Annotated in this window: 24 protein-coding genes; 20 read left to right on the top strand and 4 right to left on the bottom strand. The window is 65.3% G+C overall.

The window, feature by feature from the left end:
- Window positions 1-214 precede the first annotated feature (214 nt).
- The 15 genes from JZY06_RS02960 to bioD all read left to right on the top strand — a co-directional run bounded on the left by JZY06_RS02960 (window position 215) and on the right by bioD (window position 17220).
- Window positions 215-1234: a hypothetical protein gene (locus tag JZY06_RS02960; RefSeq protein ID WP_207118275.1), complete on the top strand. Its 1020-nt coding sequence runs from the start codon at window positions 215-217 to the stop codon at window positions 1232-1234.
- Between the two features lie 223 nt (window positions 1235-1457).
- Window positions 1458-2441: an HAD-IIA family hydrolase gene (locus JZY06_RS02955; protein WP_207118274.1), complete on the top strand. Its 984-nt coding sequence runs from the start codon at window positions 1458-1460 to the stop codon at window positions 2439-2441.
- Complete coding sequence (locus JZY06_RS02950; RefSeq protein ID WP_207118335.1) at window positions 2432-2617, top strand: hypothetical protein; 186 nt, start codon at window positions 2432-2434, stop codon at window positions 2615-2617. The genes JZY06_RS02955 and JZY06_RS02950 overlap by 10 nt, the downstream gene beginning before the upstream one ends.
- Before the next feature lie 172 nt (window positions 2618-2789).
- Window positions 2790-3614, top strand: coding sequence for a TlyA family RNA methyltransferase (locus JZY06_RS02945; RefSeq protein ID WP_207118273.1), 825 nt, complete (start codon window positions 2790-2792; stop codon window positions 3612-3614).
- A gap of 32 nt (window positions 3615-3646) precedes the next feature.
- Complete coding sequence (locus tag JZY06_RS02940; protein WP_207118334.1) at window positions 3647-4636, top strand: NAD kinase; 990 nt, start codon at window positions 3647-3649, stop codon at window positions 4634-4636.
- A gap of 102 nt (window positions 4637-4738) precedes the next feature.
- Window positions 4739-6463, top strand: a complete 1725-nt coding sequence (gene recN, locus JZY06_RS02935; RefSeq protein WP_207118272.1) for a DNA repair protein RecN — start codon at window positions 4739-4741, stop codon at window positions 6461-6463.
- Between the two features lie 142 nt (window positions 6464-6605).
- On the top strand, window positions 6606-7793 hold the full coding sequence (steA, locus tag JZY06_RS02930; protein WP_207118271.1) for a putative cytokinetic ring protein SteA: 1188 nt from the start codon (window positions 6606-6608) through the stop codon (window positions 7791-7793).
- Between the two features lie 115 nt (window positions 7794-7908).
- The gene (locus JZY06_RS02925) at window positions 7909-9030 is read left to right on the top strand and encodes a copper transporter (protein WP_207118270.1); all 1122 of its coding nucleotides are present in this window, start codon (window positions 7909-7911) and stop codon (window positions 9028-9030) included.
- A 469-nt stretch (window positions 9031-9499) separates the two neighbouring features.
- Window positions 9500-11170 (top strand): CTP synthase, encoded by a 1671-nt coding sequence (locus JZY06_RS02920; RefSeq protein WP_207118269.1) that lies wholly within the window; start codon window positions 9500-9502, stop codon window positions 11168-11170.
- A 123-nt stretch (window positions 11171-11293) separates the two neighbouring features.
- Complete coding sequence (locus JZY06_RS02915) at window positions 11294-11989, top strand: NUDIX hydrolase (protein WP_330617050.1); 696 nt, start codon at window positions 11294-11296, stop codon at window positions 11987-11989.
- A gap of 42 nt (window positions 11990-12031) precedes the next feature.
- The gene (gene xerD, locus JZY06_RS02910) at window positions 12032-12997 is read left to right on the top strand and encodes a site-specific tyrosine recombinase XerD (protein ID WP_207118268.1); all 966 of its coding nucleotides are present in this window, start codon (window positions 12032-12034) and stop codon (window positions 12995-12997) included.
- Between the two features lie 264 nt (window positions 12998-13261).
- Window positions 13262-14137, top strand: coding sequence for a ParA family protein (locus JZY06_RS02905; RefSeq protein ID WP_207118332.1), 876 nt, complete (start codon window positions 13262-13264; stop codon window positions 14135-14137).
- A gap of 38 nt (window positions 14138-14175) precedes the next feature.
- Complete coding sequence (locus JZY06_RS02900) at window positions 14176-14994, top strand: segregation and condensation protein A (protein ID WP_207118331.1); 819 nt, start codon at window positions 14176-14178, stop codon at window positions 14992-14994.
- Window positions 14995-15128: 134 nt separating this feature from the next.
- Window positions 15129-16490: an adenosylmethionine--8-amino-7-oxononanoate transaminase gene (locus tag JZY06_RS02895; protein ID WP_207118267.1), complete on the top strand. Its 1362-nt coding sequence runs from the start codon at window positions 15129-15131 to the stop codon at window positions 16488-16490.
- Window positions 16491-16500: 10 nt separating this feature from the next.
- Window positions 16501-17220: a dethiobiotin synthase gene (bioD, locus tag JZY06_RS02890; protein WP_207118266.1), complete on the top strand. Its 720-nt coding sequence runs from the start codon at window positions 16501-16503 to the stop codon at window positions 17218-17220.
- Between the two features lie 52 nt (window positions 17221-17272).
- Here the strand turns inward: bioD and JZY06_RS02885 are convergent, their stop codons facing one another.
- Window positions 17273-18751, bottom strand: a complete 1479-nt coding sequence (locus JZY06_RS02885) for a peptide MFS transporter (RefSeq protein WP_207118265.1) — start codon at window positions 18749-18751, stop codon at window positions 17273-17275.
- 421 nt (window positions 18752-19172) lie between these two features.
- Between JZY06_RS02885 and JZY06_RS02880 the strand changes: the two genes are divergently transcribed.
- Entirely contained in the window at window positions 19173-20009 is an 837-nt protein-coding gene (locus JZY06_RS02880; RefSeq protein WP_242516451.1) for a sulfurtransferase, read from the top strand.
- A gap of 15 nt (window positions 20010-20024) precedes the next feature.
- The gene (scpB, locus tag JZY06_RS02875; protein ID WP_207118264.1) at window positions 20025-20711 is read left to right on the top strand and encodes an SMC-Scp complex subunit ScpB; all 687 of its coding nucleotides are present in this window, start codon (window positions 20025-20027) and stop codon (window positions 20709-20711) included.
- Window positions 20712-20718: 7 nt separating this feature from the next.
- On the opposite strand, the gene JZY06_RS02870 is transcribed toward scpB, so the two are convergent.
- The gene (locus JZY06_RS02870) at window positions 20719-21186 is read right to left on the bottom strand and encodes a hypothetical protein (protein WP_207118263.1); all 468 of its coding nucleotides are present in this window, start codon (window positions 21184-21186) and stop codon (window positions 20719-20721) included.
- A 460-nt stretch (window positions 21187-21646) separates the two neighbouring features.
- Here JZY06_RS02870 and JZY06_RS02865 point away from each other — a divergent pair, with 460 nt between their 5' ends.
- The 3 genes from JZY06_RS02865 to JZY06_RS02855 all read left to right on the top strand — a co-directional run bounded on the left by JZY06_RS02865 (window position 21647) and on the right by JZY06_RS02855 (window position 25442).
- On the top strand, window positions 21647-22555 hold the full coding sequence (locus tag JZY06_RS02865) for a pseudouridine synthase (RefSeq protein ID WP_207118262.1): 909 nt from the start codon (window positions 21647-21649) through the stop codon (window positions 22553-22555).
- Between the two features lie 20 nt (window positions 22556-22575).
- Window positions 22576-24792 carry a bifunctional cytidylate kinase/GTPase Der gene (gene der / locus JZY06_RS02860; RefSeq protein ID WP_207118261.1) on the top strand — a complete coding sequence of 739 codons (2217 nt, stop codon included), beginning with the start codon at window positions 22576-22578 and terminating at the stop codon, window positions 24790-24792.
- Window positions 24793-25148: 356 nt separating this feature from the next.
- The gene (locus JZY06_RS02855; RefSeq protein WP_207118260.1) at window positions 25149-25442 is read left to right on the top strand and encodes a hypothetical protein; all 294 of its coding nucleotides are present in this window, start codon (window positions 25149-25151) and stop codon (window positions 25440-25442) included.
- Between the two features lie 156 nt (window positions 25443-25598).
- Here JZY06_RS02855 and JZY06_RS02850 read toward each other — a convergent pair whose 3' ends face one another.
- Together JZY06_RS02850 and JZY06_RS02845 are read right to left on the bottom strand one after the other, a co-directional pair.
- Window positions 25599-26009, bottom strand: coding sequence for a hypothetical protein (locus tag JZY06_RS02850; protein ID WP_207118259.1), 411 nt, complete (start codon window positions 26007-26009; stop codon window positions 25599-25601).
- Between the two features lie 111 nt (window positions 26010-26120).
- On the bottom strand, window positions 26121-26417 hold the full coding sequence (locus tag JZY06_RS02845) for a hypothetical protein (RefSeq protein WP_207118258.1): 297 nt from the start codon (window positions 26415-26417) through the stop codon (window positions 26121-26123).
- Window positions 26418-26759 lie beyond the last annotated feature (342 nt).

The following is a 26759-nucleotide window of genomic DNA, read 5'->3' as shown; positions in this document are numbered from 1 at the left end:
AGCCTACCAGCGCTGATGGTACTGCACACGGGAGTGTGTGGGAGAGTAAGACACCGCCGACACCAAACATGAGTAAATAAGGACCGTGGCCGGATCAGAGAATTCTGACCGGCCACGGTTTTTGTTTTGCCGGCTTGGCTGTAGGCTTTACCCGGCAGATATTGAAACACATAGTGCACTTTTTTAAAAAGGACCGAAAGGCAGAAAGCAAGCGATGGGCGACTCCCGTTACGAGCGCAACGACAACGACCGGCGGCGGTCCAGCCGCGGAGCCAGTGACCGGGATCACGGGCGGCCGTCCCGGGATCGCGGCCGTGATGACCGCCGGGATGGGGAACGCCGCAACGACCGGCGCGACGGTGAACGCCGCTACGGCGAGCGGGATGACCGGCGCGGCGGCGGGCGGCGCCACAACGACCGGGACGAGCGACGTTCCGGGGAGCGTCGCGGGGGCCGTGGCAACGACCGCCGCGGGGGTGGTGGCCAGCGTGAGAATTCGCAGCATCACCGTTCCAGCGGCCCGCACCGTCCCGGTTTCGCCGAGCAACGGCGTGAGTCCAAACGCAATGAGCCGTCCATTCCGGAAGACGTCACGGCCAAGGATCTCGATTCCACCGTGCTGCAGGATTTGCGCAGCCTCACACGGGACAATGCAGAGCAGGTGGGTCGGCATATGGTGATGGCCGCGCAGCTGATGGGGGAGAATCCGCAGCGCGCCCTCGAGCATGCCCGGGCGGCGAAAAACCGGGCCGGACGGGTCGCTGTTGTCCGGGAAACCTGCGGTATCGCCGCCTACCACGCCGGGGAGTGGAAGGAAGCGGTCTCGGAGCTGCGTGCCGCCCGGCGAATGAGCGGTGGCCCCGGTCTCCTGGCTGTCATCGCCGACTGTGAACGGGGGCTGGGCCGCCCCCACAAGGCCATTGAGATTGCCCGCTCTGAGGAAGCCGCCGATTTGGACGGCGATCAGCGCATCGAATTGGCGATTGTGGCTGCCGGGGCCCGGCGGGATATGGATGACCCGGACGGGGCCGTGGCTGAACTGGCGCTGGCCAATCCGGATCCGGACAAAGACAGCTTCGCCAATACCCGGCTGCTCTACGCCTATGCCGATGCGCTGGCGGCCTCCGGGCGGACGGCGGAGGCTGTGGAGTGGTTCGGCTACGCCGACACAGCCGATACCGAGGAACTCTATGATTCAGCCGACCGCATCCGTCAGCTGACCGCCAACCAGTAGATCACGGTTGTTTTTGTCTCCCGGTGCACCCGCCCGCCGACCTTGGGCGCGGCCGGTGCACCGGATTTTTTGTGCCCGGCCGTCGCCACTTTCTCCACCGTCTTGTGCCGGAGCTGCTCGAGCCGGGGTGCTGGCTGTTGTTTCGGCCGGTCGGCGGCTTGGCGGCGGTGGGATGTCCGGCACGATCACGACGGTTCACCGCTGCGCCGTTATGATGTCATCCATGACGTGTTTGGATGACTTCGACGCCCTGTTCCTTGATTGTGACGGCACCGTCTACGAGGGCGGTCGCCCCATCGACCATGCCCGGGAAGCGTTGGCACACGTCACCTGCCCGGTGATGTACATCACCAACAATGCCAGCCGTCTTCCCTCCGATGTGGCCGCCTCACTGTCCGGCATGGGGATACCCGCCACGGAAGAGCAGGTCATGACCTCTGCCATGGCGGGCGTGGGGATGCTCAAAGAGATTTTTCCCGCAGGATCGGTGATTCTTGTGCTCGGCACCGACACGCTGGCCCAGCTGGTAGAAAAGGCCGGTTTCACCGCCACCAGAACAGCCGATGATCACCCGGACGGTGTCATCCACGGCCACAGCCCCGATACCGGCTGGGCCGAATTGTCCGAGGCCGCCCTGGCCATCCGGGCCGGGGCGCGTTACATCGCCACCAACCGGGATCTGCAACTGCCCGCCGAACGGGGCATGACCGTCGGCAACGGTGCCATGGTCATGGCCGTGGTCCACTCCACCGGGGTGGATCCGCAGTCGGCGGGAAAACCAGCGCCCACCATGTTTGAGCAGGCGAAAAAAGCACTCGGTGTGGCCAACCCCCTGGCCATCGGGGACCGGCTGGATACCGATATTGCCGGCGGCAACAATGCCGGGCAGGCAACCCTGCAGGTGTTGACCGGGGTCAGTGGCCCGCAGGCGCTGCTCACAGCCGAAAAGAATCTGCGGCCGGTGATGGTGGCAGAGGATCTGCGGGCGTTGTCAGAAGAAACAACAGCTCTCACACCACAGGCGCAGGACGGGTTCACCGCCCGCCGGGAGGGCGGGACAATTGTGTTGTCCGGCGGAGATGACTCGTCGCGGTTTATCGCCGGGCTTCGCACTGTGTTGGCCTGCGCCTGGGACGGCGGTCCGGTACCGGCGGCGGTGCGGGCCGACTCCCCGGCCGCGGAGAAAGTGGTGGCACGGTGGTGGTAGACAATCCGCGCCCCGGACAGCCTCCGGTGCCCCGCGACCCGTCGACACCGGTGATGACCCCGGAAGAGATCGACCGGGCGATGGCTTTGATCCTGGACTTCGACAACCCGGATCCTGTCGCGGAAGCAGACCAGCTGGCCAGGGCGCATGAGATACTCGGCCGCGCCCTCGGGTAGGGTGTCGCGGTGACGGGGGTGTGGGTGAGGTTGTGTCACAGCTCCCGCCCCGGATGATCCGAGGATGTCCGGCACAGCCGGCTGCGGCGCTGTCGTCAGTGTTCTGCCGGCTCGCGTCCCGCCTGGGTTTTTTTAAAAGAGAAGTTGTCTGCTTGATGAAAGGTGACGGTCTATGTCGCCACGTGCACGGTTGGACAAGGAGCTTGTCCGCCGGAAAATCGCCCGCTCCCGGGAGGCGGCCCGTGAACTCATCGGGGCCGGCAGGGTTGAGGTGGGCGGTTTCGTCGCGGCCAAACCCGCCACCATGGTCGATGACCGGGTCAGTATCCGGGTCAGTGGACCGGTGGAAAAACAGTGGGCCAGCCGCGGGGCGCACAAACTTATCGGGGCGCTGGATGCCTTCGGCCCCGCCGGGGTGAGCGTCGCCGGGAAACGTGTCCTCGACGCCGGGGCATCGACCGGTGGTTTCACCGACGTTCTGCTTGACCGCGGCGCCAGGCAGGTGGTGGCCGTCGATGTCGGCTACGGCCAGCTGATCCAGCGCCTGGCCCGTGACCCGCGGGTCAGCGTCGTTGACCGCACCAACATCCGCACCATCACCCCAAAGACACTCGGCGGGGAAGTGGAGATGATGGTGGGGGATGTGTCGTTTATCTCCCTGCGGCTGGTGCTGCCCGCCGTGATGGACTGTCTTGCCCCCGGTGCCGATCTGCTGCCGATGGTCAAACCCCAGTTCGAGGTCGGTAAAGACGATCTGCCCAAAGGGGCTGTGGTCACCAGCCCGCAGCAGCGGGCCGACGCGGTGGCCGGGGTCGCCGAATTCGCGGTGTCGCTGGGACTGGGCTTTAAAGGCGTGGTCGCCTCCCCGCTTCCCGGCCCCAGCGGCAATGTCGAATATTTTCTGTGGCTTTCCACTGATCCCGACTGCCCGGTCGCCGACCGGGCCACCATTGATGCACAGGTTAGCCGCGCTGTTGAGGAAGGACCCACCACGTGACAGCCCACCCTGACAAGTGCCCCCATCCCTGTGTGGGAACCGGGAAAGCAGGGCGCAGACGCGACATTCTTCTGGTTCCCCACACCGGGCGCTCGACGAACCTGGGGGCCTGCGCCCAAGCCGCCGCGGAACTTTCCGCCGCCGGTATCGGGGTGCGTGTGATGCAGCCCTCCGAAGGCGACCCGGCAGTGTTGGAGGCCACCCCCGGCCTGCGGGGACTGCCGCGGTACACGCATTCGCAGAAAGCCGCCGAAGGGGTGGAACTGATTTTGGTGCTGGGCGGGGACGGCACCTTCCTGCGGGCCGCCGATGTGGCCCACGGGGTGGGGTTGCCGGTGCTCGGCATCAACCTCGGGCATGTGGGCTTCCTTGCCGAATGGGAGCAGGATTCGCTGGCGCTGGCCATTAAACGGGTGGTTGAGGGGCAGTACTGGGTCACCGACCGCATGACCATCGATGTGCGGGTGTTCGGCCGGGACGGCAACCTCATCGGCAGCGGCTGGGCGCTGAATGAAGTGTCCATCGACAATCTCAACCGGCGGGGCGTGCTGGACGCCATCCTGGAGATCGACGGCCATCCGGTCAGTTCTTTCGGCTGTGACGGGGTGATTGTCTCCTCCCCGACAGGTTCGACCGCCTACGCCTTTTCCGCCGGCGGGCCGGTGCTGTGGCCGGAACTCGACGCCATCCTGGTGGTGCCGAACAATGCCCACGCCCTGTTCACCAAACCACTGGTCGTCAGCCCCGATTCGACGGTGGTGGTGGAAACCGCCCCGTCCACCCAGGGCGCGGTGGCGGTCATGGACGGTTTCCGTGACCTTGAAGTACCCCCCGGAGCCAGAGTGGAGGTCGTCCGCGGGGTGCACCCGATCCGGTGGGTGAGGCTGGATGATTCCACCTTCACCGACCGGCTGGTCACCAAATTCCGGCTGCCGGTGTCCGGCTGGCGCGGACCGGCGGGCGACAGTGACTGCAACTGCGACTGCCCCAAACACCGCCGCAGCGGCAACCGGGGGCAGTAGCCGCCCGCAGCCGGGGGACAGCAGACGGTTGTCCACACCCCGGTTGCGGTTTCCGGTTGCCGTCGCATCATCGGGTGACCTGCTGCCGGTAGTGTGGAGGGCATGCTCGCCGACATCACGATCGACAATCTGGGAGTCATTCCGCACGCCACCGCGACGTTTTCCCCGGGGCTGACGGTACTGACCGGTGAAACCGGGGCCGGTAAAACCATGATCGTCACCGGATTGAAAATGATCTGCGGCCACCGCAGTGATCCCTCCCGGGTCCGTTCCGGGGCCGATGCGGCCGTGGTGGAGGGGCGTTTTTCCTTTTCCGGTATGGATGACAGGGCCGCCACGGCAGCCCGGCAGGTTGCCGCGGACGCCGGCGCTGAGGCCGATGAAAACGGCGACTATGTGGCGGTGCGGAAAATCTTCGCCCAGGGCCGGTCACGGGCACACCTGTCCGGCCGCAGCGTCCCGGCGGCCACCCTGGCCGGGTTCACCGCCCCTTTTCTTTCCATCCACGGACAGATGGACCAGATGCGGATGCTCGACCCGGCCGAACAGTTGGCGGTGGTTGACGCCTCCGACCCACGAATCGCCCCGCTGGCGGACAAGGTCGCCCGCTCCTGGCGGGAGTGGAAACAGCTGGCCGACAAACTGAAAGAATTAACCGGCCGGTCAAGGCACACCGCCCAGGAAATCGACCGGCTGAAATTCGCCATCGACGAAATCGACCGGGTCGCACCGCAGCCGGACGAAGACAGCGAGCTGAAAAACACCATCCGCCGTATGCAGGATGTCGACGATCTGCGGGAGGCGGCCACCCGGGCGTTGGCTCTGATCGACGGTGCCCCCGGCCAGGACTACTACGGGGACAATGAACCCGCCGCCGACCAGCTGGGGGCGGCCCAGCAGCAGCTGTTGTCCACCAGCGACAGCGTGCTGACCGGTCTCGGCCAACAGTTGGCGGACATTACCTCGCAGCTCGGCGATATTTCCCGCGAACTCGGCGGATTCATCGACGGCCTGGACGCGGACCCGGCGGGACTGGAAGAACTTCTTGGCCGCCAGGCGCAGATCAAACAACTCACCCGCAAATACGCCGCCGACATCAACGGGGTGCTGGCCTGGCGGGAAAAAGCCGGGAAAAAACTCGCCACCCTCGATATTTCACCCGAAAAGATCGACCGGCTCTCGGCACAGACGCGGGAAGCGAAAAAACAACTGGACGCCGATGCGGAGGAATTGACCACCCACCGCTGCGCGGCGGCCGCCCGGCTGGCCGCGGCCGTCACCGGGGAGCTGTCCGGCCTGGCCATGGGGGGATCCAGGCTGGAGATTGCCGTCACCGATACACCGGTCGGCAGCAGCGGCAAAGACCAGGTGGAGTTTCTGCTCGGCGCGGCCCCCGGGGAACCGGCCCGGCCGCTGTCACAGGCCGCCAGCGGCGGTGAACTGTCCCGCGTGATGCTCGCCCTGGAGGTCAACCTCGCCGGGGCCGGCGGGTCCCGCACCTTCATCTTCGATGAGGTCGATTCCGGTGTGGGCGGCCGGGCTGCGGTCGAAATCGGCAAACGCCTGGCCAGCCTGGCCCGCACAAACCAGGTGATTGTGGTCACCCACCTGCCGCAGGTCGCGGCCTTTGCCGACCAGCATCTGCACGTGTCGAAATCGATCACCGACGGCAAACGGGCCGCCAGCGGCATTGCGGTGCTGGAAGGCGACACCCGTGTCGCGGAGCTGGCCCGCATGCTGGCCGGACTCGATGACACCGACACCGGCCGGGCCCACGCCGCTGAACTGCTTGCCGCCGCGGCCGGCTACCGGGACAGCCTCGCCTAGGCGGGCAGCGCCGGTTGGCCCGCCCTCCTGTCACCGGCCGGTGACGGAGACCCGGTAGGCAGCCGGGGTGCGGGGGTGTTTTTGTCCCGCCGGCGGTGCGCCTCCACCACCGGGGCGGGCGGGTGGGGTAGTTGTAAAGCCCATGAGTCTGTTCGACCGTCATTCCGATCTTCCCGGCCTGAAAGGTGTCACCCGTGAGTGCACACCGCGCGGCAAGGGCCTGAAAAAGCTCTCTGCCGGAGACATCGCCGTGGTGGACGCACCCGATATTGGCCGCGCTTTCGCCCAGCGCTTGATCCAGTCGCATCCGGCGGCGGTGGTCAATGTTGCCGCCTTCACCACCGGCCAGGTGCCCAACTACGGCCCGCAGATGCTCATCGACGCCGGAATCATGCTGGTCGACAATGTGGGCGCCGATGTGTGGCGCAGTCTCAAAGACGGCCGTAAAGCACGCCTGACCGACGAGGGCGATTTGTTTTACGGCACCACCCACATCGCCCGCGGACGGGTACTCGACGCCGCGATGCTGGAGCGGGCTTTCGCCGGTGCCCGGCAGTCCCTGACCGACAGGATGGAGGCCTTTTTCGGCAACACCACCCAGTTCATTCACTCGGAAGCCCCGCTGCTGATTGACGGACTGGGGGTGCCGGAAACCCGGGTGCCGATTGTCGGCCGGAAAGTGCTGGTGGTCTCGCCGGGACCGGACCACGCGGAGCAGCTGAAAAAACTGAAACCCTTCATCAAAGAAGCCGAACCGGTTCTCATCGGCTGCGACGAAGGTGCCGACAGCCTGGTGGCGGCCGGCTACACCCCGGACATCATTGTCGGCGACCCCTCCGGCATCGACACCGGGGCATTGAAATCGGGGGCGGTGGTGATTCTTCCCGCCGACCCCGACGGGGTGGCCGTGGGGCTGGAACGCATCCAGGATTTGGGTATCGGGGCGATGACCTTCCCGGCGGCAACCCGGTCGGCGACGGACCTGGCGCTGCTTCTGGCCGACTTCCACGGGGCCGGCCTCATCGTCAACTGCGGCGCCGGGCTTGATCTTGACGAAGTGTTCGCCGGCCGGCCGCAGGCCACGCCGTCGGCACTGCTGACCCGGTCGAAAGTGGGGCAGCGGCTGGTCGATGCCGACGCGATGGTGCAGATGTACACCATGCGCACCCCCCACAGTTTCGTGTGGCTGTTCAGTCTCATCGGGCTGGTGGTACTGGCCGCCACCGTGGTGGCCATTGCCGGGCTGGCCGGCGACGGCGCGTTTGTCGACAATCTCGGGCAGACGTTCGCCACCATCGCGCAGATGGCCCGGGAACTAGTCGGCCAGTAGACGCCCCCCGGGTGGCCGTCACCGTATTATCCAGCTTCTGCCCCCTTTTTTTCACCAACCGGTTCCGGATCCGCCGCAGGTTGACCGGACCTAAGGAGACATCGAGACCTACACCATGGGATACACAAAGAAACGTTACGGCGGGATTGTTCCCGGGCTGCTGTTCGGCGCCGCCGCAGGTATTGCCGCGGGCAGTCTCGTTCTGGCCCCGGCCATCCCCGGTTTCTCCGGGGTGGAGGACAAAAACGCCCTCGATGAAGCCACCCGGAAAGCCCGCCAGGCCGAAAACGAATCGGCGATCATCCGGGCGCAGTCCACCGCAGCCGATGCGTTCATCCACGACCAGTCCCCGGCGATCGTCGAGGGGATGCTCACCGATGTTGCCGTGGCCGTGATTGTGGCCCCCGGCGCCGCCGAGGAGGATGTGGCGGCTGTGACTGAACTGCTGGGTACGGCCGGGGCCACAGTTACCGGGCGCATCGGGCTGGAGGAGAAATTCTTCGACCGGTCCGGCGCCGATCAGCTGGAAACCATCGCCACCTCGGTGCTGCCGGCCGGAAGCACACTCAGCCAGGCCCGGCTGGATCCCGGGGTGCACGCCGGGGAACTTCTGGCCGCATCACTGATGCAGCAGCCCGCCACCGGCACCCCCTACGCCACCGACGGGGAGCGGGCGATCGTGCTCAACTCGTTGACCGATGCCGGATACATCGCCGACCCGGGTGAGATATCCCCGGCCCGCGCCGCGGTGATCATCTTCGGCCCCGATGACGGCAGCGGCGACGAATTCGCCACCCGGGCCAAGGCCCGTTTCGCCGACGGTTTCGCCGGAACCGGCAAAGCCGTGGTGGCCGCGGGACCGGTGGTCTCCGCCAGCGACACCGGCGTGATCGGGTTGATCCGTGCCGCCGGCACCCCCGGACTGACCACCATCGATTCGCTGTCGAAAGCCTACGGCCGACTGGGGGTGGTGGTGGCCGTGCGCGGTGAACTGGAGGGCCGCGACGGTGCATTCGGTGCCGCCGCCAGCGCCACGGCGGCCGTGCCGCCGGTGCCTGTGGGACCACCCCCCGCCATCCGCCCCGACACCCGTGACAGCGACGAGGCCACCCCCGACGCCGACAACCGGGACGCCGACAGTCCAGCCGGCGAGCAGCAGCCCGCAGCGGATAATCCGCAGCCGCCTGCACCGCCGGCCCCGGCCGCTGACGGGGCTGCCCCCGCCCCCGCGGAGTAGACCGGGTCCGGGTGGGTGGGCGAGCAGCAGGCCGTTTGTCACTTTTCCCGCCCCGGGCGGATCCGCCGCAAGCGGTGCCGCGGTTTGTTTTCCATCTTTCCCGGACACCGGTTGTCCGGCCGCCGCACCTGTGTCCCGGGGGCGCTGTTGTCCCTGGTCACCATCGACTGGGTGTGCCCCGGCCGGGACAGACAGTGGCGTTAGCGGCCTGCCGGTCACCCTGGTGGGCGGTGAACTGTTAGACTGAAGACCCGTGGGATTCACGGCCGGTCAAACCGGCGGGCGCCCGCGGTTTTTTCTGTTTCACGGCAGGATACGGTGTCTGTGACACCGGTCAACGCCCGTGGCAGGTGGGCCGTGCCCGACAGTGAGTACCCGCGACAGAAAAAACAGCCGACCAGCGGTGGCGCAGTCAGGCAGACGCTCATGTCTTCCTGGCGTCACCCGTATCAACCGGGAGTGATCCACTTTGTCCCACTTGCGCGGTGCGACCACCGAAACCAAGTACATTTTCGTCACCGGCGGTGTCGCGTCGTCACTGGGCAAGGGGTTGACGGCCTCCTCGCTGGGACAGCTGCTCACCGCCCGCGGCCTGACGGTGACGATGCAGAAACTCGACCCGTACCTCAATGTCGACCCGGGGACAATGAACCCCTTCGAACACGGTGAGGTCTTCGTCACCGAGGACGGCGCCGAAACCGACCTGGATCTGGGCCACTACGAGCGTTTCCTCAACCGGAATCTGTCGGCCAACGCCAACGTGACCACCGGCAAGGTGTATTCGACGGTGATCGCCCGGGAACGCCGCGGCGAATTCCTCGGCCACACCGTGCAGGTCATCCCGCACATCACCGACGAGATCAAACGCCGTGTCATCGAGATGGGCCAGCCGGACGACAAGGGTGACAAACCCGATGTGGTCATCGCCGAGATCGGCGGCACCGTCGGCGACATTGAATCCCAGCCCTTCCTGGAGGCGGTCCGCCAGGTCCGCCACGATGTCGGGCGGGAAAACATTTTCTTCATCCACGTCTCCCTGGTGCCGTACCTGGCGCCGTCCGGGGAGCTGAAAACCAAACCCACCCAGCATTCGGTGGCCGCCCTGCGGTCGATCGGCATCATGCCCGATGCGCTGGTGCTGCGCTGTGACCGTCCGGTGCCGGACGGGTTGAAAAAGAAAATCTCGCTGATGTGCGACGTCGAGGAAGAAGGCGTGATCTCCTGCGCCGACGCCCCGTCGATCTACAACATCCCGAAGGTCATCCACTCCGAGCACCTGGATTCCTTCCTCATCCGGAAACTCGGCCTGCCCTTCCGTGACGTCGACTGGACGGTGTGGGGCGACCTGCTCGACCGGGTGCACCACCCCGACGGGGAAGTCACCATCGCCCTGGTCGGCAAATACATTGATCTTCCCGACGCCTACCTGTCGGTGACCGAAGCCATCCGGGCCGGCGGTTTCGCCAACCGGGTGCGCACCAATATCCGCTGGGTGGCAAGCGACCGCTGCGACACCCCGGAAGGCGCGGCCGAAGCGCTGGCCGGGGTCGACGGTGTGGTGGTTCCCGGCGGATTCGGCATCCGCGGCATCGAGGGCAAAATCGGTGCCGTCACCTACTGCCGGAACAATAAAATCCCGCTTCTGGGCCTGTGCCTCGGCCTGCAGTGCGTGGTCATTGAAGCCGCCCGCACCGCCGGAATCACCGATGCCTCCTCCTCCGAATTCGATCCGTCGACCCCCTCACCGGTGATCGCCACCATGGCCGACCAGCATGAAGCCGTGGCCGGTAAAGCCGATATGGGCGGCACCATGCGGCTGGGCGCCTACCCGGCGGTACTGAAAGAAGGCTCGGTGGTGGCCGGCGCCTACGGCACGACGGAAGTCTCCGAGAGGCACCGTCACCGCTACGAGGTCAACAACGCCTTCAAACAGCAGATCGCCGACGGCTCCGGGCTGGTGTTCTCCGGTCATTCCCCCGACGGCAAACTCGTCGAATTCGTCGAATACCCCACCGACATCCACCCCTACCTGGTGGCCACCCAGGCGCACCCGGAATACAAGTCCCGTCCCACCAACCCGCACCCGCTGTTCGACGGGCTGGTCTCGGCGGCCATCGCCTACCATGCCGGGGAGCAATAGGCTGGTTGCCACCGCCCCGGGGGCGACCTGCAGCCGGGGCGGAAAACGACAAATCCGCCCGTGGACCATCTTCTCCCGCCGACGGGCCGACCGTGGGTCCGTCGGCGGGGGAATGGTTTTTCCGTGAACAATGAAAGGCACCGCACCTTCGTGACCAGCCACAGCTACACAGTCACCGACAGCGAGCTTGTTCTCGACTGCCCGATCATCGGGGTGCGCCGCGATATGGTCACCATGCCGCAGGGCAATCTCGCGGCCCGTGAAATAGTCGAGCATTTCGGGGCGGTGGCAGTCGTCGCCGTTGATGAACGCGGCCGCATCCCACTGGTCCGCCAGTGGCGGCAGTGCGTGAAAAAACGCCTGTGGGAACTGCCCGCCGGGATTTTGGACATCGCCGGTGAAGATGAACTCGATACCGCGAAAAGGGAACTGCTCGAAGAAGCGGGCCTTGCCGCCGACGACTGGTCGGTGCTTGTGGATCTGGTCACTTCCCCCGGTTTTTGCGAGGAAGCCGTCCGGGTGTATCTGGCCCGGGACTTACACCCGGTTGACCGGCCCGCAGGCCGGGACGAGGAAGCCGAGCTGGAACTCCACTGGTTTGACGCCAGCACCATCCACGCCATGCTCACCGGCGGCCAGATCAACAACTCCATCGCTGTCGCCGGCCTTTTCCGGGCACTGGACGTGCTGGCGGGCCGCTCCGGCCCGCTGCCGCTGGATACACCGTTTTCCCTGCGCCCGAGTTCGATGGCTAATCGGCGGGCCCCGATCGTCGGTGCTGGACACGATATGAAGCATCCGCACACCACCGCCCGGTAGCACCGTGCACAACATGCAGCAGTCAGGGTGTGACCCCCATCCGTGACCAGACGACGAAGCACAGCACAGGTATTCCCCGACACCCCGGCCGGCCGGGCCGCCGCCGGGTGGCTGCACCATCTGGCGGTGGAAAAAGGCGCCAGTGACAACACCCTGGCCAGCTACCGGCGCGATTGTCTGCGCTATCTGTCCTGGCTCGCCGATGCCGGGATCGATGATCTGGACGAAGTCTCCACGGCCATGGTCGAACAGTATCTGACCGATTTGCGCCGTGGTGACCCAGACCGCAAGACACAGGCGTTGTCGGCGTCATCGGCTGCCCGCGCCCTGGTGGTTGCCCGGGGCCTGCACAAATTCGCCCACCTGGAAGGATGGGTGTCGTCTGATCCGGCTGTTGATGTGGCCCCGCCCACCCAGCGCCGCCACCTGCCGGAGACGCTGTCGATCGAAGAGATCACCGCCATGCTCGACGCACTGGATGGCGGAGCCACCGCCGATCCGCAGCGGGTGCGCGACAAAGCCGTTCTCGAGCTTCTCTACGGTACCGGCGCCCGGGTCAGTGAGATTGTGGCGCTCACCGTCGACGATGTCACCGATGTGGACGGGATGCTGAAACTGACCGGCAAAGGAAACAAACAACGGCTGGTGCCGGTCGGCCAGCCCGCGATGCGGGCACTTCAGGCCTACCTGACGCAGGCGCGGCCGGTGTTGGCGACAGGCCGCAGCCACCGGCTGTTCCTCAACAGTCTCGGCAGACCACTGTCGCGCCAATCAATCTGGCAGATCGTCAAAAAAGCGGCCGCCGGGGCCGGGATCGACAAGGAAGTCTCCCCGCACACCCTGCGGCATTCTTTCGCCACCCATCTTCTGCTCGGCGGGGCGGATGTGCGCTCCGTGCAGGAACTGCTCGGGCATGCCGCGGTGACCACCACCCAGATCTACACCCACGTCACCGTCGACTCACTGCGGCAGGTGTGGGCGGAGACCCACCCCCGTGCCACCTTCTGACAAGGATCAGTCCTTGACGATCTCCAGCCTCAGCATGACTGTGAGAGTGTCTGCCGCAGGCGCGTGACCTGCAGAAAGGTCAGCTTTTCCCGACCGGTTTCCCGGAGGTGAGGGTTTCACCACCACGGCACACCCCCGGGCAGGTAGACTCGTGGGCTGTGGCCGCAGGGTGAAAACACACCCGTGTAACTATCACCCGGCGGCCGGGCGCTTTTTCCGGCGTCCACCCGCTGCAACACCCACCGACCAGTAGCCAAGGAAGGCATCGTGAACGCAACGCTGTTCGACAAGCCGGAGGACGAGTACGCTCTCACCGGCCGCAAGCGCCGCGAACTGCCCGACCCTGAACCCCTGGAACATCATGGCCCGGCCAAGATTCTGGCCATGTGCAACCAGAAGGGCGGGGTCGGCAAGACGACCTCCACGATCAACCTGGGGGCCTGCCTGGCGGAAGCCGGCCGCAAAGTCCTGCTCGTCGACCTGGATCCGCAGGGCGCATTGTCGGCGGGGCTGGGCATCCAGCACGATGAACTGGATTTAACCGTCTACAACCTCCTGGTCGACCAGTCGAACTCGATCCGTGACGCTATTTTGTCCACCCGCGTGTTCGGCATGGACCTGGTCCCCGCCAATATCGATTTGTCGGCCGCCGAAATCCAGCTGGTCAACGAAGTCGGCCGTGAACAGTGCCTGGCCCGTGCCCTGCGGGAGGTGCGCCGCGACTACGACTACATCATTCTCGACTGCCAGCCGTCGCTGGGGCTGCTCACCGTCAATGCCCTGGCCTGTTCGCAGGGGGTGATCATCCCCATGGAATGCGAGTACTTCTCACTGCGGGGCCTGGCGCTTTTGACCGACACAGTGGAAAAAGTCCGTGACCGGCTCAACTTCGATCTGGAAGTGCTCGGCATCCTGGTGACCATGTTCGACCGGCGCACCACCCATTCACGGGAAGTGATGTCCCGGGTGGTGGAGGTGTTCGGGGAGAAGGTCTTCGATGCGGTGATCACCCGGACGGTGCGTTTCCCGGAGACCTCCGTGGCCGGTGAACCGATTATCACCTGGGCACCGAAATCCCAGGGGGCGGACCAGTACCGGTACCTGGCCAGGGAAGTCATTGAACGGGCCGACAGGCTGTGAGCGGGGCCGATCGGCCGGACACAGCAGCAAAACCACCCATCGTCGCCCCGGAGGCCCCCGGTGACCAGGAGCAGCTGCCGGGTTTCCGGGTGGCGCTGGCCAATTTCACCGGCCCCTTCGATCTGTTGCTGCAGCTGATCGGGAAAAAGAAACTTGACGTCACCGAGGTGGCGTTGGCCCGGGTGACCGATGATTTCATTGCCTACACCCGGGAGTTGGGGGATACGGCCGACCTGGATGAGATCACCGAGTTCCTGGTCATTGCCGCGACACTTCTGGACCTGAAAACCGCGCGCCTTCTTCCCCGCGGGGAGGTCGACAGTGAAGAAGATTTGGCGCTGCTGGAATCCCGGGACCTGCTGTTTGCCCGCCTGCTGCAGTACAAAGCCTACAAACAGGTGGCCGATCTGTTCAGCCACTGGCAGGCCGGCGCGCCGCGGCGCTACGCCCGGGCGGTCGGGCCGGAACAGCAGTTCGCCGATCTGTTGCCGCCGGTGTCACTGGGGCACACCCCCGACAGTTTCGCCGAGGTTGCCGCCGGGGTGTTCCGGCCCAGACCGACAGAGGTGGTTGGCACCGGGCATATCCACGTCCAGAAAGTCTCCGTCCCGGAGCAGGCCGGAAAAATCCTGACCGCCCTGCGGCTGGCCGGACCCGGCAGCTGGCTGAGTTTTGCCGCCCTGGTGTGTGACTGTGAAACCCACATCCACGTCGTCGGCCGTTTTCTGGCGTTGCTGGAGCTGTACAAGGCACAGGCCGTTGATGCCCGGCAGGAGCAGTCGCTCGGCCCGCTGTCGCTGGCCTGGACCGGACGGGAGGTGGATCCGGCGGTGGTGGCCGCGGGCACATGGGAGTGACGAAAATTGTGCGCCGCGCGGTGTACGATGAGCGCGAAGCGACAGATTGAACATTGTTCAATCCCGGCTGCGCCGGATTGTCCACCCACCACCGACTGTCCAGCTAACCCATCAGCCCCGGAGTTGAGGTTGCCATGCCCGATTTTTCCTCCCCCGCCGCCGTGATTGACTACGACCAGCAACACGTGTGGCACCCCTACGCGCCCACCCCGGCACCGGTTGCGCCGGTTCCGGTGGCACAGGCCCGCGGGGTGTATCTGACGCTGATGGATGGTCGGCGGGTCATTGACGGCATGAGTTCCTGGTGGTGCGCCTGCCACGGCCACAGCCATCCCGCACTGGTGGCTGCCGCCCACCGGCAGATCGATGTGATGAGCCATGTGATGTTCGGTGGCCTGACCCATGAACCGGCGGTGAGGTTGGCCGAGAAAATTGTTGCCATGACCCCACCCGGATTGGAGAAAGTCTTTTTCGCCGACTCCGGGAGTGTCTCTGTCGAGGTGGCGGTGAAAATGGCGCTGCAGTACCAGCGCGGGATCGGGCACCCGGAAAGAAACAGGCTTGTGACCTGGCGGTCGGGCTACCACGGCGACACCTTCGCCCCGATGAGTGTGTGTGACCCTGACGGCGGCATGCATTCGCTGTGGCAGGGCAGCCTGCCGAAACAGATTTTCGCCCCACCGCCGCCGCCCATCGGATCGCCGCCGGAGGTACTCGCCAGCTATGCCGAGCAGTTCATCGGTCTGATCGATGAGACGGTGGCCGCGGTGATTGTTGAACCGGTGGTGCAGGGGGCCGGCGGCATGCGTTTTCACGACCCGTCGCTGGTGGCCGCCATCGCCGCCGGTGCCCGTCGGCGCAACCGGTTGTTCATCGCCGATGAGATCGCCACCGGTTTCGGCCGCACCGGCCATTTGTTCGCCTGCCGGTGGGCCGGTGTGACACCGGATATTTTATGTCTGGGCAAGGCCTTGACCGGTGGGTTTATGACCATGGCCGCCACCGTGGCCACCCGGGCTGTTGCCGAAGCCATCCAAACCCCGGCCGGGGGCGGCGCGTTAATGCACGGTCCGACTTTCATGGGAAATCCCCTCGCGGCGGCGGTCGCCGCAGCATCACTCGAACTGATTGAATCCGGGTACTGGACCACGGCCGTGCCCCGGATTGAACGCCAGCTCACCGACGGGCTGGCCCCCCTTGCGCAGCGGCCGGATGTCGCCGATGTCCGGGTGCTGGGGGCGATCGGCGTGGTGGAGATGACAGCCCCGGTGGATATGGCCGCCACCCAGAAAGCGGCCCTCGACCATGGGGTGTGGCTGCGGCCTTTCGGCCGGTTGATCTACACGATGCCGCCGTTTGTCAGCACCCCCGGCGAAGTGGACACCATCATTGATGCGATCACCGCCGCAGTCGATGCCGCCACCGGGGATGCGCCGCCGGCCCCACCGGCACAGGCGGTCACCCGGCCGACGAAGCCCACAACACAAAGAAAGTGAGTGTCACCCCATGTCAACCATTGTTGTCACCGGCACCAACACCGATGTCGGAAAAACCATGGCCGTGGCAGCCCTCGCCCGGCTGCTGGCCGACGCCGGTTTCACCGTCACCTGCGTCAAACCCGCCCAGACCGGTGAACCGGCCGGCAGCGGCGACATGGTCACGGTCACCAGGCTCAGCGGTATCACCGACACCCACGAATTCGCCCGCTACCCGGAGCCGCTGGCGCCGAACCAGTCGGCCTCCCGGGCGGGGATGACGCAGCTGGACTTCGATGACACCATCGCCAGGATCGCAGCCCTGGACAGCGGCGACGACACGGTTGTTCTGGTCGAAGGGGCCGGCGGTTTATTGGTCCGCATCGCCGATGACTGGACCATCAGGGATGTGGCCCGCAGGCTGGATGCCCCCCTGGTGGTGGTGACCTCCACCGGGCTGGGCTCCCTCAACCTCGCGGAGCTGACGGTGACCGCCGCCCGGGATGCGAAAGTCACAGTGGCCGGTCTTGTCGGCGGATCCGTTCCCACCGATCCCGATCTGGCCACCCACTTGAACCTCACCGAATTCGAGGTTGTCACCGGCTGCCCGCTTCTCGGCTGCCTGCCGGAAGGGGCAGGGCAGCTTGAGCGGTCGGAGTTTGCCGCCATGGCCGCGGAATCCTTTGACACCGCCGCGCTGCTCGCCGCGTTGGGGCTTGCCCCCGCAACCGGTCCAACACCCGGGGAATAACCGGAAAATCCCTCTGCGGAGGATGGACACAGCAGCCCGGCCTAGCAGGGCGCTATGTCCTTCCACCCAGCGCTTTCACCGCCCACAGGCACCCGAGTCCGATGGCGATCACCGTCAGCCCGCAGGCGAGGAAATAGCCGCGCTCGGCTGCTGCGTCTGTCGGGTCGTAGAACCTGCTGATCACACCGGCCGCCGCGGTACCCGCGGCCATGGTGAGGAAATACAGGGCCGAAAATCGGGTGGCGTATTTCTCCGGCGCCAGGGCTGTGGCGGTGGACATGCCCACCGGACCGACAAGAAGCTCACCGATGGTGATCACCAGCACGGCCAGGGCCAGTGCCGCAAAGGGCACCGATTGTCCCTGGCCGCCGGTAAACGGCAACAGCACCAGCAGCCCGCCGCCGGAGATCATCACCCCGACCGCCATTTTCGCCGCCGACGGCACCCGGTCGCCGAGTCGTCCCCACACCATGGCCATGGGTACCGACAGCAGCAGGATGTAGAAGGGGTTGAGCGACTGCGTCCAGCTGGCCGGCACAGTCAGACCGAAAAAGTCCCGGTCCAGACGCACATCCGAATACACGGCCAGCACCCCGTAGGTCTGGTTGAGAACAGACCAAAAGGCCGTGGAGGCAATCAGCACCGGGATGAACGCGGTCGTATTGGCCTTGTCGGCAGCATCCAGATCCGGATCACGTGTGACCAGCACCAGTGCCGTCACCGCGGCAACAAGGGTGACAACCAACAACACCGTGGCCGAATTCGCGGGGGTGACAACCCCGGTGGCAACCGCGGCAGCCACCGCAGCGGCACCTGCCGGCACACAGGCGGCCGCCACCATCCGTCCCCGCGGTGACAGCGGGGCGCGTGGCCGGGTGATCTCCCGGGACAGCTCACCGCCGAGTTCGGCCAGGTAGCGCGAGCGGAGAAGAAGATAGTTGGCCACGCCCATGACCATGAGGATGGCCGCGGCCGCAAAACCCGCCCGGAACCCGTAGGTGACCTGCAGGAAACCGACCAACAGCGGGCCTGCCAGCGCGCCGATGTTGATACCCAGATAAAACACCTGGAAGGCGGCATCCCGCTGTCCTGCATCACCGCGGTGTGCGGCACCGAGCACCGTCACCGCCGAGGCTTTGAGGAAACCGGAGCCAAGCCCCACGCACAGCAACCCGGCGGTGATTCCCGCGACACCCGCAACCAGGGAGAGCACCGCATGGCCGGCAACCAATACCAGGGCACCGCCGAGCAGTGTTTTCTCCGGGCCGGAAATCCTGTCGGCGGTCCACCCGCCGGCCAGGGTCATCAGATACACGAAAGCGCCGTAGGCGCCCATCAGTGCGGTGGCGGTGGTGCGGTCAATACCCAATCCGCCACGGGTGGTTTCCCAGTAGAGGTAGTACAGGCAGATCGCCTGCATGCCGTAGAAGGAAAACCGCTCCCACATCTCGATTCCGGCGACAGCCGCGGTGGCCACCACTTTCCGGGGGGAGTCGGCCCGCGCGCCTGAACGGTGTTCAATTACAGTCATGGCCGCTATTTTTCCATGACGCCACAACCTACCGCAAAAGCGCTAGACGACATCCCGCCTGCGGCTGGCGACGACCGTGCCGGGGGGGGGATTTTCGCGCCCGGATGATTTTCTCCGGCCCCTGCACCAGGCAGCCCCGGCAGCGCAACCGTCACCGGCTCGCCCCCCCGTGGTGGGGGAGCCGGTCACCTGTGCGGCGATCAGCCGGCCGGTTGTGGTGGGGGCGGGTCGCCGTTGGCGCGCTGTGCCCACCGCTGCCGGGGCAGCCGTGTGGAAGGTTTTTTCCCGCGGCGCAGCCGAGGCCGCGGCTTTTTTCCGCCCGGTTGCCGGTGATGATGATTCGGTGAAGTTTTTTGTCCGGCCCGGCCCCCGGCTGGCTGACTGTCCGAGCGTGGGCCTGATGCGCCTACACTGGGGCGGCATGAGTGTGCGTATGAATAAAAACCTGGTTGATGCCGCCTGGCTTGCCCGCCACAAAGACAACGGGAACGTGGTGGTGCTGTGCGCCTCGATGGGGGATAAGGCCGCGTCCGCAAACGGTGTTCCGGGGGCTTTTCTCGCCGATATTGACGGCGAGTTCTCTGATGCTGATGATCCCCGTCCGCACACCTGCCCGCCGCTGGATGATCTGCGGCGTGCTTTCCAGCGCCGGGGAATCAGCGATGACACGGCGGTGGTGGTCTATGACCGGCACGGCATGGTGGTCGCACCCCGGGTGTGGTGGCTTTTGAAAGTGGTGGGACTGGACAATGTGGCGGTTCTCAACGGGGGACTGAAAGCATGGGTGGCCGCCGGATACTCCACCGAACCGCTGGCTGACCCGTCGAACGTCTCCTGTGGCACGATTACCGCCCCCGCCCGGGGGGAGCTTCTGGTGGATATCGACGAGGTGGCCCGGCATTTAAACCACGGCAGCGCCCATGTCGTTGATGCGCGCTCGGCGGGACGGTTTTCCGGCGAGGACCCCGAGCCGCGGCCGGGTATGCCGTCGGGTCATATGCCCGGGGCGCGGAATATCCCGTTCACCGAGGTGTTCCCCGCAGGAACAATCGCCCCGCCAGACGTGCTGGCCGACCACTTCGACCGTGTCGGTGGACCCGGTGAGAGCTATATTTTCTCCTGCGGCTCAGGGGTGACCGCCTGCGTGGATGCGCTGGCCGCCATCGAATCCGGGAGGAAAGATGTCCGGGTCTATGACGGCTCCTGGTCGGAGTGGGCCGCACCCGGGGCCAACCGGCCGATCGCCGTGGGGGAGTAAAGGAGCCAGGCGCAGATGAATCCGGAGACCCCCACACCGCACAGTGTCGACGGCACACGGCGGGTATCGGCGACCTCCCAGTTCCTCAACCGGCTGTCCCCCACACCAGATGAGGCCGACACCACCACCGCTGCTGCCGGCCCGGGCGCCGGTTCGTTGCCGGTGGTCTCGGCGGTGCGCTCCCGCATCGAATCGGTGCTGCTGGTCATTGATTCCCCGGCCCCGGCCGATCTGATTGCCCGGGCGGTGGAGTGCACCGTCGCCGAGGCCACGGAGATTTTGACCCAGATCCGCGAAGAGTATCTGGGCCGCGAATCCGGTGTCGAGCTGCGGGAAACAACCGACGGGTGGCGGCTGTACACCGCCAGCCGCAACGCCCCGGCGGTGGAACGGCTGCTGTTGGACGGCACCCAGTCACGTCTGACCCGGGCCGCCCTGGAAACCCTGGCGGTGGTGGCCTACCGGCAGCCGTGCACCCGCAGCCAGGTGGCCGGGGTCCGCGGGGTGAATGTGGACGGGGTGATGCGCACCCTGCTTCTTCGTGGACTGGTCAAGGAAGTCGGCCAGGAGCAGGCCACCGGCGCCCACTTGTACGCCACCACGGAGCTGTTTCTGGAACTGCTGGGTATCGACGATATCTCCGTACTGCCGGATTTGGCGCCGCTTCTTCCCGACATCGACACCATCGACGAGTCCTACTGACCACCGGTCAGTGCCGATCACCGGCGGTGGGGGACGAGTTCTGCAAAAACTCCAGCACCCATGTGTCGCCGTCGCGGACGAACACCGCCTCATCGTCGATGGGGTGCAGGATCGGTTCCGGCGCCCCGCGGGAACAGAAATCAACCGCGGAACGGGCGAAACGCTGCACCGACACTTTACCCTTCGGATAGGTGATCACCAGTGCATTGGAGCCTTCCTGCAACCCGGAGGAAGGGATGTCGGTGACGGTGGCCGCCACCACCTGTTCCACCGTGGCCCGCGGCAGATAGGGGCAGGCCACCAGAAAACCGGTCGCCCCCTCGGAATAGATCCGCCCGGGCTGCAGCTCCACCCGGTCGCGCCCCTGGTCTTCGGCGTCGGTGAGTTTGCCGAGCAGCGGTTCGGTGGCGAATCCGCACCCGGCGGCAGTCATGGCCGCGGCCGCACAGATCACGCGCAGACAACGTCGTGGCATGCATCCTCCCGAAAGGCCGGCCACAGCCGGTCACCGGCCCGGTAGCTGACAGACAAGTGCCACCGAGCCTACCCCCACCAGGCGCAGTCCGGGGTGGCGGGACCACCCGGCTTCGGGCGGGCCGGTTTCCCGGGGCGGCCCGATGGGGCTACACTGGGCTGTCGGCGTCGGCTCGCTGCCACCGCAGTCGGTGGCAGGCATCCTGTCATCACCTGTATTCCAGCGCCTTTGAAAAAGACGACAAAGCTGCCGCAGTACACGGGCACCTGCTGTAGTGGCCGCGCGGTGTCACCGCCCGGCTGCGACCCCCTGTGCCGCGGCCACCATGCCGTGGTGGACTATGCCACAACAAACCGTGGCCGCCGGGCCGACCGGCTGTGTATTCCACCTTTTTCGGCCATCCCGCCGGAAAAAAAGAACAACCCCATAGATGATTTCTACGTGAAGGATTTGATTCACCGTGACCCCACCCGCTCGCCGAGACGGCACACCGGACAGGAAACGCCCACGCCCGCAGCGCGGGCGCAGGCCTTCCGGTGAGAAAGCCTCCGACATTTTCGTTTCCAACGCCAAGCCCGCGCGCCGGCAGCATGTTTCTGCCGACCGTGCCCGGCAGGCCACCCAGTCCACTTCCGGGCAGGGGGTTCGCCTGCAGAAAGTTCTGGCCCGTGCCGGTGTCGCCTCCCGCCGCCAGGCCGAAAAGCTCATTGATGATGCCCGCGTCGAAGTCAACGGGCAGATCGTGACCGTCCAGGGCATGCGGGTCGACCCCGACACCGCGGTGATCCGTGTCGACGGGGTGCGCATCCGCGTCAACGACGACATGATGTATTTCGTGCTCAACAAGCCGCGGGGCGTGCAGTCGACCATGTCCGATGATCTGGACCGGCCGTGCGTCGGCGATATTGTCGGGGAGAAAATCGCCGCCGGGCAGCGGCTGTTCCATGTCGGGCGTCTGGACGCCGACACCGAAGGCCTGCTGCTGCTGACCAATGACGGGGAGCTGGCCAACCGCCTGATGCACCCCTCCTACGAGGTGACCAAAACCTATATGGCCACCGTCACCGGTGAAGCGGACCAGAAACTTGTCACCGCGCTGACCACCGGGATGGACCTCGAGGACGGGTTCGCCAAAGCCGACAAAGCCAAAATCATCGACGCCTTCCAGGGTAAATCCCTCGTCCTGGTTGAACTGCACGAAGGGCGGACCCATATTGTGCGCCGCCTGCTCAAGGAAGCCGGATTCCCGGTGGAGCGGCTGGTACGAACCAAAATCCACACCGTGCAGCTGGGGGAGCAGACCCCGGGTGCGATCCGGGCACTCAACGATTCTGAACTGCGCAGCCTGTACAAGGCTGTGGGCATGTGACGCAAGGACGGCAGCAACTGATGAGTGAACAAACAACAACACAGGATTTCTCCTTTGTCGACAATGCCGAAGGCGGCCGGCTGATCGTCGCCGTCGACGGCCCGTCGGGTACCGGAAAATCCACGGTCTGCCGCACCCTCGCGGAGTTGACCGGGGCGAAATACCTCGACACCGGGGCCATGTACCGGGTGGCCACCCTGCACGTGCTCAACCAGGGCATCGACCCCGCCGACGAGCGGGCCGTGGTTGCCGCTACCGCCGATCTGCCGCTGGGGATTTCCGACGACCCGCAGTCCACGGCGGTGCTGCTGGACGGAAAGGACGTGTCGTCGGTTATCCGCGGCAAAGAGGTCACCCGCACCGTCTCGGCGGTGTCCTCCTATGCCCAGGTGCGGGAAAATCTGGTCGCCCTGCAGCGTGAACTGGCCGCCAAGGCCGGGCGTTGCGTAGTCGAGGGCCGCGACATCGGCACCGTGGTGCTGGCGGACGCGCCCTGTAAAATCTATCTCGACGCCGCCGCCGAAGTGCGGGCCAGAAGGCGCTTCGAACAGGACAAACAAGCTGGCCGTGAGGTCGTGTTCGACGAGGTGCTGGCCGATGTCAAACGCCGCGACGAGCTGGATTCCACCAGGGCGCAGTCCCCGCTGAAACCGGCTGACGATGCCGTTGTCATCGATACCTCCGACATGGATATCGACGAAGTCGTCGACTGCCTGATCGATGTGGTGCTCGACTCGGCTGTCGCCGGCGGATACCTCGACAGCGGGTCGGAAGACGACGACACCACCGCCGACGGCACGTTCGATGTCGAATTCGACGAGTCCTCCTTCGGCGACGCCGACTTCGGGGAAAACCTGGCCGATGAAGACTGGGAGAAACTCGAGGAAGCGTTCGGTGTCGATACCGCCGACCACACCGAGGAAGCCCTGTGCACCGTCGCTATTGTGGGCCGACCCAACGTCGGCAAATCCACCCTGGTCAACCGTTTTCTCGGCCGTCGGGAAGCAGTCGTGGAAGATTTTCCCGGCGTCACCCGTGACCGGGTCAGCTACATCGCCGACTGGAACGGCCAGCGCTACCTGGTGCAGGACACCGGCGGCTGGGATCCGGACGCCAAGGGCATCCACCAGGCGATCGCCCGCCAGGCCGAGGTCGCCATGGCCACCGCCGATGTGATCGTCATGGTGGTCGACACCAAAGTCGGCATCACCGACACCGACTATGTGATGGCCAAAAAACTGCAGCGGGCCGAAGTGCCGGTCATCCTGGTGGCCAACAAGTTCGACTCGGATTCCCAGTACGGCGATGTGGCCGAATTCTGGGGCCTGGGCCTGGGCTACCCGTGGCCGGTCTCCGCGCAGCACGGCCGCGGTGGTGCCGATGTGCTCGACGAGGTGATCAAGGCATTCCCCGACCAGCCGCGCAACACCTCGATTACCGAAGGCCCGCGCAGGGTGGCCCTGGTCGGCAAACCCAATGTGGGCAAATCCTCGCTGCTGAACAAAATCAGCGGCGATGAACGCTCGGTGGTCGACGACGTCGCCGGCACCACCGTTGACCCGGTGGACTCCCTGGTGCAGTTGGACGAGAAACTGTGGCGTTTCGTCGATACCGCGGGTTTGCGCAAAAAAGTCAAAACCGCCTCCGGGCACGAGTACTACGCCTCCCTGCGCACCAAATCCGCCATTGACGCGGCAGAAGTGTGCGTCTTCCTGGTCGATGCCTCCCAGCCGATCAGTGAACAGGACCAGAAGGTCCTCGGCATGATCGTCGATGCCGGCCGGGCGCTGGTGATTGCCTACAACAAGTGGGATCTCGTCGATGAGGACCGCCGCTACGATCTGGAACGTGAAATCGACCTGCAGCTGGCCCATATCCCGTGGTGCAGGAGAATCAACATCTCCGCCAAAACCGGCCGCGCCATCCAGAAACTCGAACCCTTCCTCATCGAGGCACTCGAATCCTGGGACCAGCGGGTATCGACCGGCAAACTGAACACGTGGCTGCGGGCTGTCATCGCCCAGAACCCGCCGCCGATGCGTGGCGGCAGGCTTCCCCGGGTGCTGTTTGCCACCCAGGCTTCCACCAGGCCTCCGGTGATCGTGTTGTTCACCACCGGTTTCCTCGAGCACGGCTACCGCCGCTACATCGAGCGGATGTTCCGGGAGGAATTCGGCTTCCCCGGCTCGCCGGTGCGTATCGCGGTCAGGGTCCGCGAAAAGCGCAAGCGCAAATAAAATCCTCCCGCCGCCACACACAAGCGGCGGGAGGGCCACCCTGTTTGTGGATCGGGTCCGCTTCCACCACCGTCCGGCACGCTGCCTGGGTGGGGAGGCGGACCCGTTTTCCTTCCCGGGGGCGGCCCAGTCACCCCCGCTGGCCCAACTCACTGCGTTTTCAACAGGTAAAAGGCACGGGGTCCGTAGCCAGGGATGGGTTTTCGATAAGAAATTAGCCTCACGTCGTAAAACGGCTTGCAATCGTGTGCTGTTTTCAATTACACTGCTATCAACACAGCAAATGAATGGTTTTCATTTTCAATAAATGGGGCCATTGCGATGCTGCCGATCAACCACACGACAAGGACGACACTATGTGCCACAACAATAACGGTACCCATCCCCACACCCACGGCGAGAACTGCGGCCACGAGACCTTCAACCACGGCGACCACGTCGATTATGTCCATGACGGTCACCTGCACCACGACCACGACGGTCACTGGGATGAATGCGAACTCGACCACGACGTGCACCTGGTGCACCCGCACACCCACGGTGAGGGCTGCGGCCACGAAGCCGTCAACCACGGCGATCATGTCGATTACCGCCATGACGGCCACCTGCACCACGCCCACCAGGGCCACTGGGACGAGTGCAGCGCCTAACAAGCCACTGCCTTGTGCCTGCCAGGGATGAAAAACCCGGGCAGGTTTCAAAACACCACAACCGCCGCTTGGGACCCGGACCTTTTTTCACAAAGGTCTGCAAAGCCTCTAAGCGGCGGTTGTCGTCTGTCAGGTGGCGGCTGCTGCCGCCGGGTACTAGTCGTCGTCGAAATCCATCTCGATTTTTTCCCAGTCCTCGGTGAAAAACGAGGGGTCACCGTCAAGCCAGCGGCAGAAAAGATCGAACACCCGGTTGTGGTCGCCGGTGACCAACCCGTAGTGCTTGTCGAGACTTCCCGCCTGGTGTTCCACCTGCCAGCCGTCCCGGTCGAAGTATGCCTGGCAGTAGGTCATCCCGTCATCGTCCGGGCTGGTGTGGACGATGAGGAACCTCTCACCGTCACCGGAGTTGATGCGGCGGATGATCCGCGCCAGCTGATCACGGTGGTAGTAGCCGGTGGGGCCGTCACCTTCATCGACGAAAAACGCCGGTGACACCCGGGTCCGGTGTGCCGCACCGGGATAGTTGTTGTTTGTGCCGTTCGGTGACGGGGGATAGGTGTTCATTCGGGCCTTTCCGGCGGGTCATGGTGCGGGCGCGGGTACCGGCGGTGGCAAAGGGGAATTCAGCGCCACCGGTGGCCGGTGGTCAGACGGGTGAGTTCCCCCGCCAACACCTCAGGGGTGTGCATCGGCAGTGACGCCTGTTTGGGGGTGATTGTCGAACAAGCCGTGATCGGCGAGCAATGGGTGCGCGTTCCATCCGTCGGCGGGCACGGCCAGCACCGTCAACAGCTCACCCCACCACTGTCTGCCCCCGGAGAAGACCGTGAAGTCGAATTCGGTGGAGTCGAAACGGTGGATGACCGGTGAAAAGCTCTCCGGTTTGCTGGTGATCACCAGCTCCACCGGTTCACCGGTGGCCGTGGACGCGAACACACCGTCGTCGGTGAAAGTGAACAAAGGGTCAGTCATGGGTGCGCTTTCAAAAAAAGGGGACGATTCCCGTTCCATCCGGTCTAGGCGCCGTGCGCCACAGGTTTTACCCGCCCAGCCACAGCCGGTTGTGGCATTGTCATGTGCCAGGGGTGGGTTGTGTGCCGATACTGCACGGCGTGTACTCCGCGTGTGCGGCGGACTGGAGGGGTGGGGCGGATACACATACTCCCCGGACCGGGGCGATGAGGTCGCGCCCGGTGCCGGGGAGAGATGCGGGCGGCGGTTGAAAGTCGCCGCCAACACTTTATCCACACACATTCACCACACCCGCATTCCCCGGTACCGAAGGTTGCCCCCCGGCCCGGCAAATGGTGCACG

This window comes from Corynebacterium mendelii, assembly GCF_017307055.1.
GTDB lineage: Bacteria > Actinomycetota > Actinomycetes > Mycobacteriales > Mycobacteriaceae > Corynebacterium > Corynebacterium mendelii.
This window is presented reverse-complemented; position numbering and strand designations above follow the sequence as displayed.

Coding starts and splice junctions, on each gene's coding strand:
- steA (WP_207118271.1), top strand. CDS start 6,606: ATGAGTCTGTTCGACCGTCATTCCGATCTTCCCGGCCTGAAAGGTGTC.
- JZY06_RS02845 (WP_207118258.1), bottom strand. CDS start 26,417: ATGACTGACCCTTTGTTCACTTTCACCGACGACGGTGTGTTCGCGTCC.
- recN (WP_207118272.1), top strand. CDS start 4,739: ATGCTCGCCGACATCACGATCGACAATCTGGGAGTCATTCCGCACGCC.
- JZY06_RS02885 (WP_207118265.1), bottom strand. CDS start 18,751: ATGACTGTAATTGAACACCGTTCAGGCGCGCGGGCCGACTCCCCCCGG.
- JZY06_RS02870 (WP_207118263.1), bottom strand. CDS start 21,186: ATGCCACGACGTTGTCTGCGCGTGATCTGTGCGGCCGCGGCCATGACT.
- scpB (WP_207118264.1), top strand. CDS start 20,025: ATGAATCCGGAGACCCCCACACCGCACAGTGTCGACGGCACACGGCGG.
- JZY06_RS02850 (WP_207118259.1), bottom strand. CDS start 26,009: ATGAACACCTATCCCCCGTCACCGAACGGCACAAACAACAACTATCCC.
- JZY06_RS02925 (WP_207118270.1), top strand. CDS start 7,909: ATGGGATACACAAAGAAACGTTACGGCGGGATTGTTCCCGGGCTGCTG.
- JZY06_RS02960 (WP_207118275.1), top strand. CDS start 215: ATGGGCGACTCCCGTTACGAGCGCAACGACAACGACCGGCGGCGGTCC.
- JZY06_RS02955 (WP_207118274.1), top strand. CDS start 1,458: ATGACGTGTTTGGATGACTTCGACGCCCTGTTCCTTGATTGTGACGGC.
- der (WP_207118261.1), top strand. CDS start 22,576: ATGAGTGAACAAACAACAACACAGGATTTCTCCTTTGTCGACAATGCC.
- JZY06_RS02945 (WP_207118273.1), top strand. CDS start 2,790: ATGTCGCCACGTGCACGGTTGGACAAGGAGCTTGTCCGCCGGAAAATC.
- JZY06_RS02855 (WP_207118260.1), top strand. CDS start 25,149: ATGTGCCACAACAATAACGGTACCCATCCCCACACCCACGGCGAGAAC.
- JZY06_RS02880 (WP_242516451.1), top strand. CDS start 19,173: ATGAGTGTGCGTATGAATAAAAACCTGGTTGATGCCGCCTGGCTTGCC.
- bioD (WP_207118266.1), top strand. CDS start 16,501: ATGTCAACCATTGTTGTCACCGGCACCAACACCGATGTCGGAAAAACC.
- JZY06_RS02895 (WP_207118267.1), top strand. CDS start 15,129: ATGCCCGATTTTTCCTCCCCCGCCGCCGTGATTGACTACGACCAGCAA.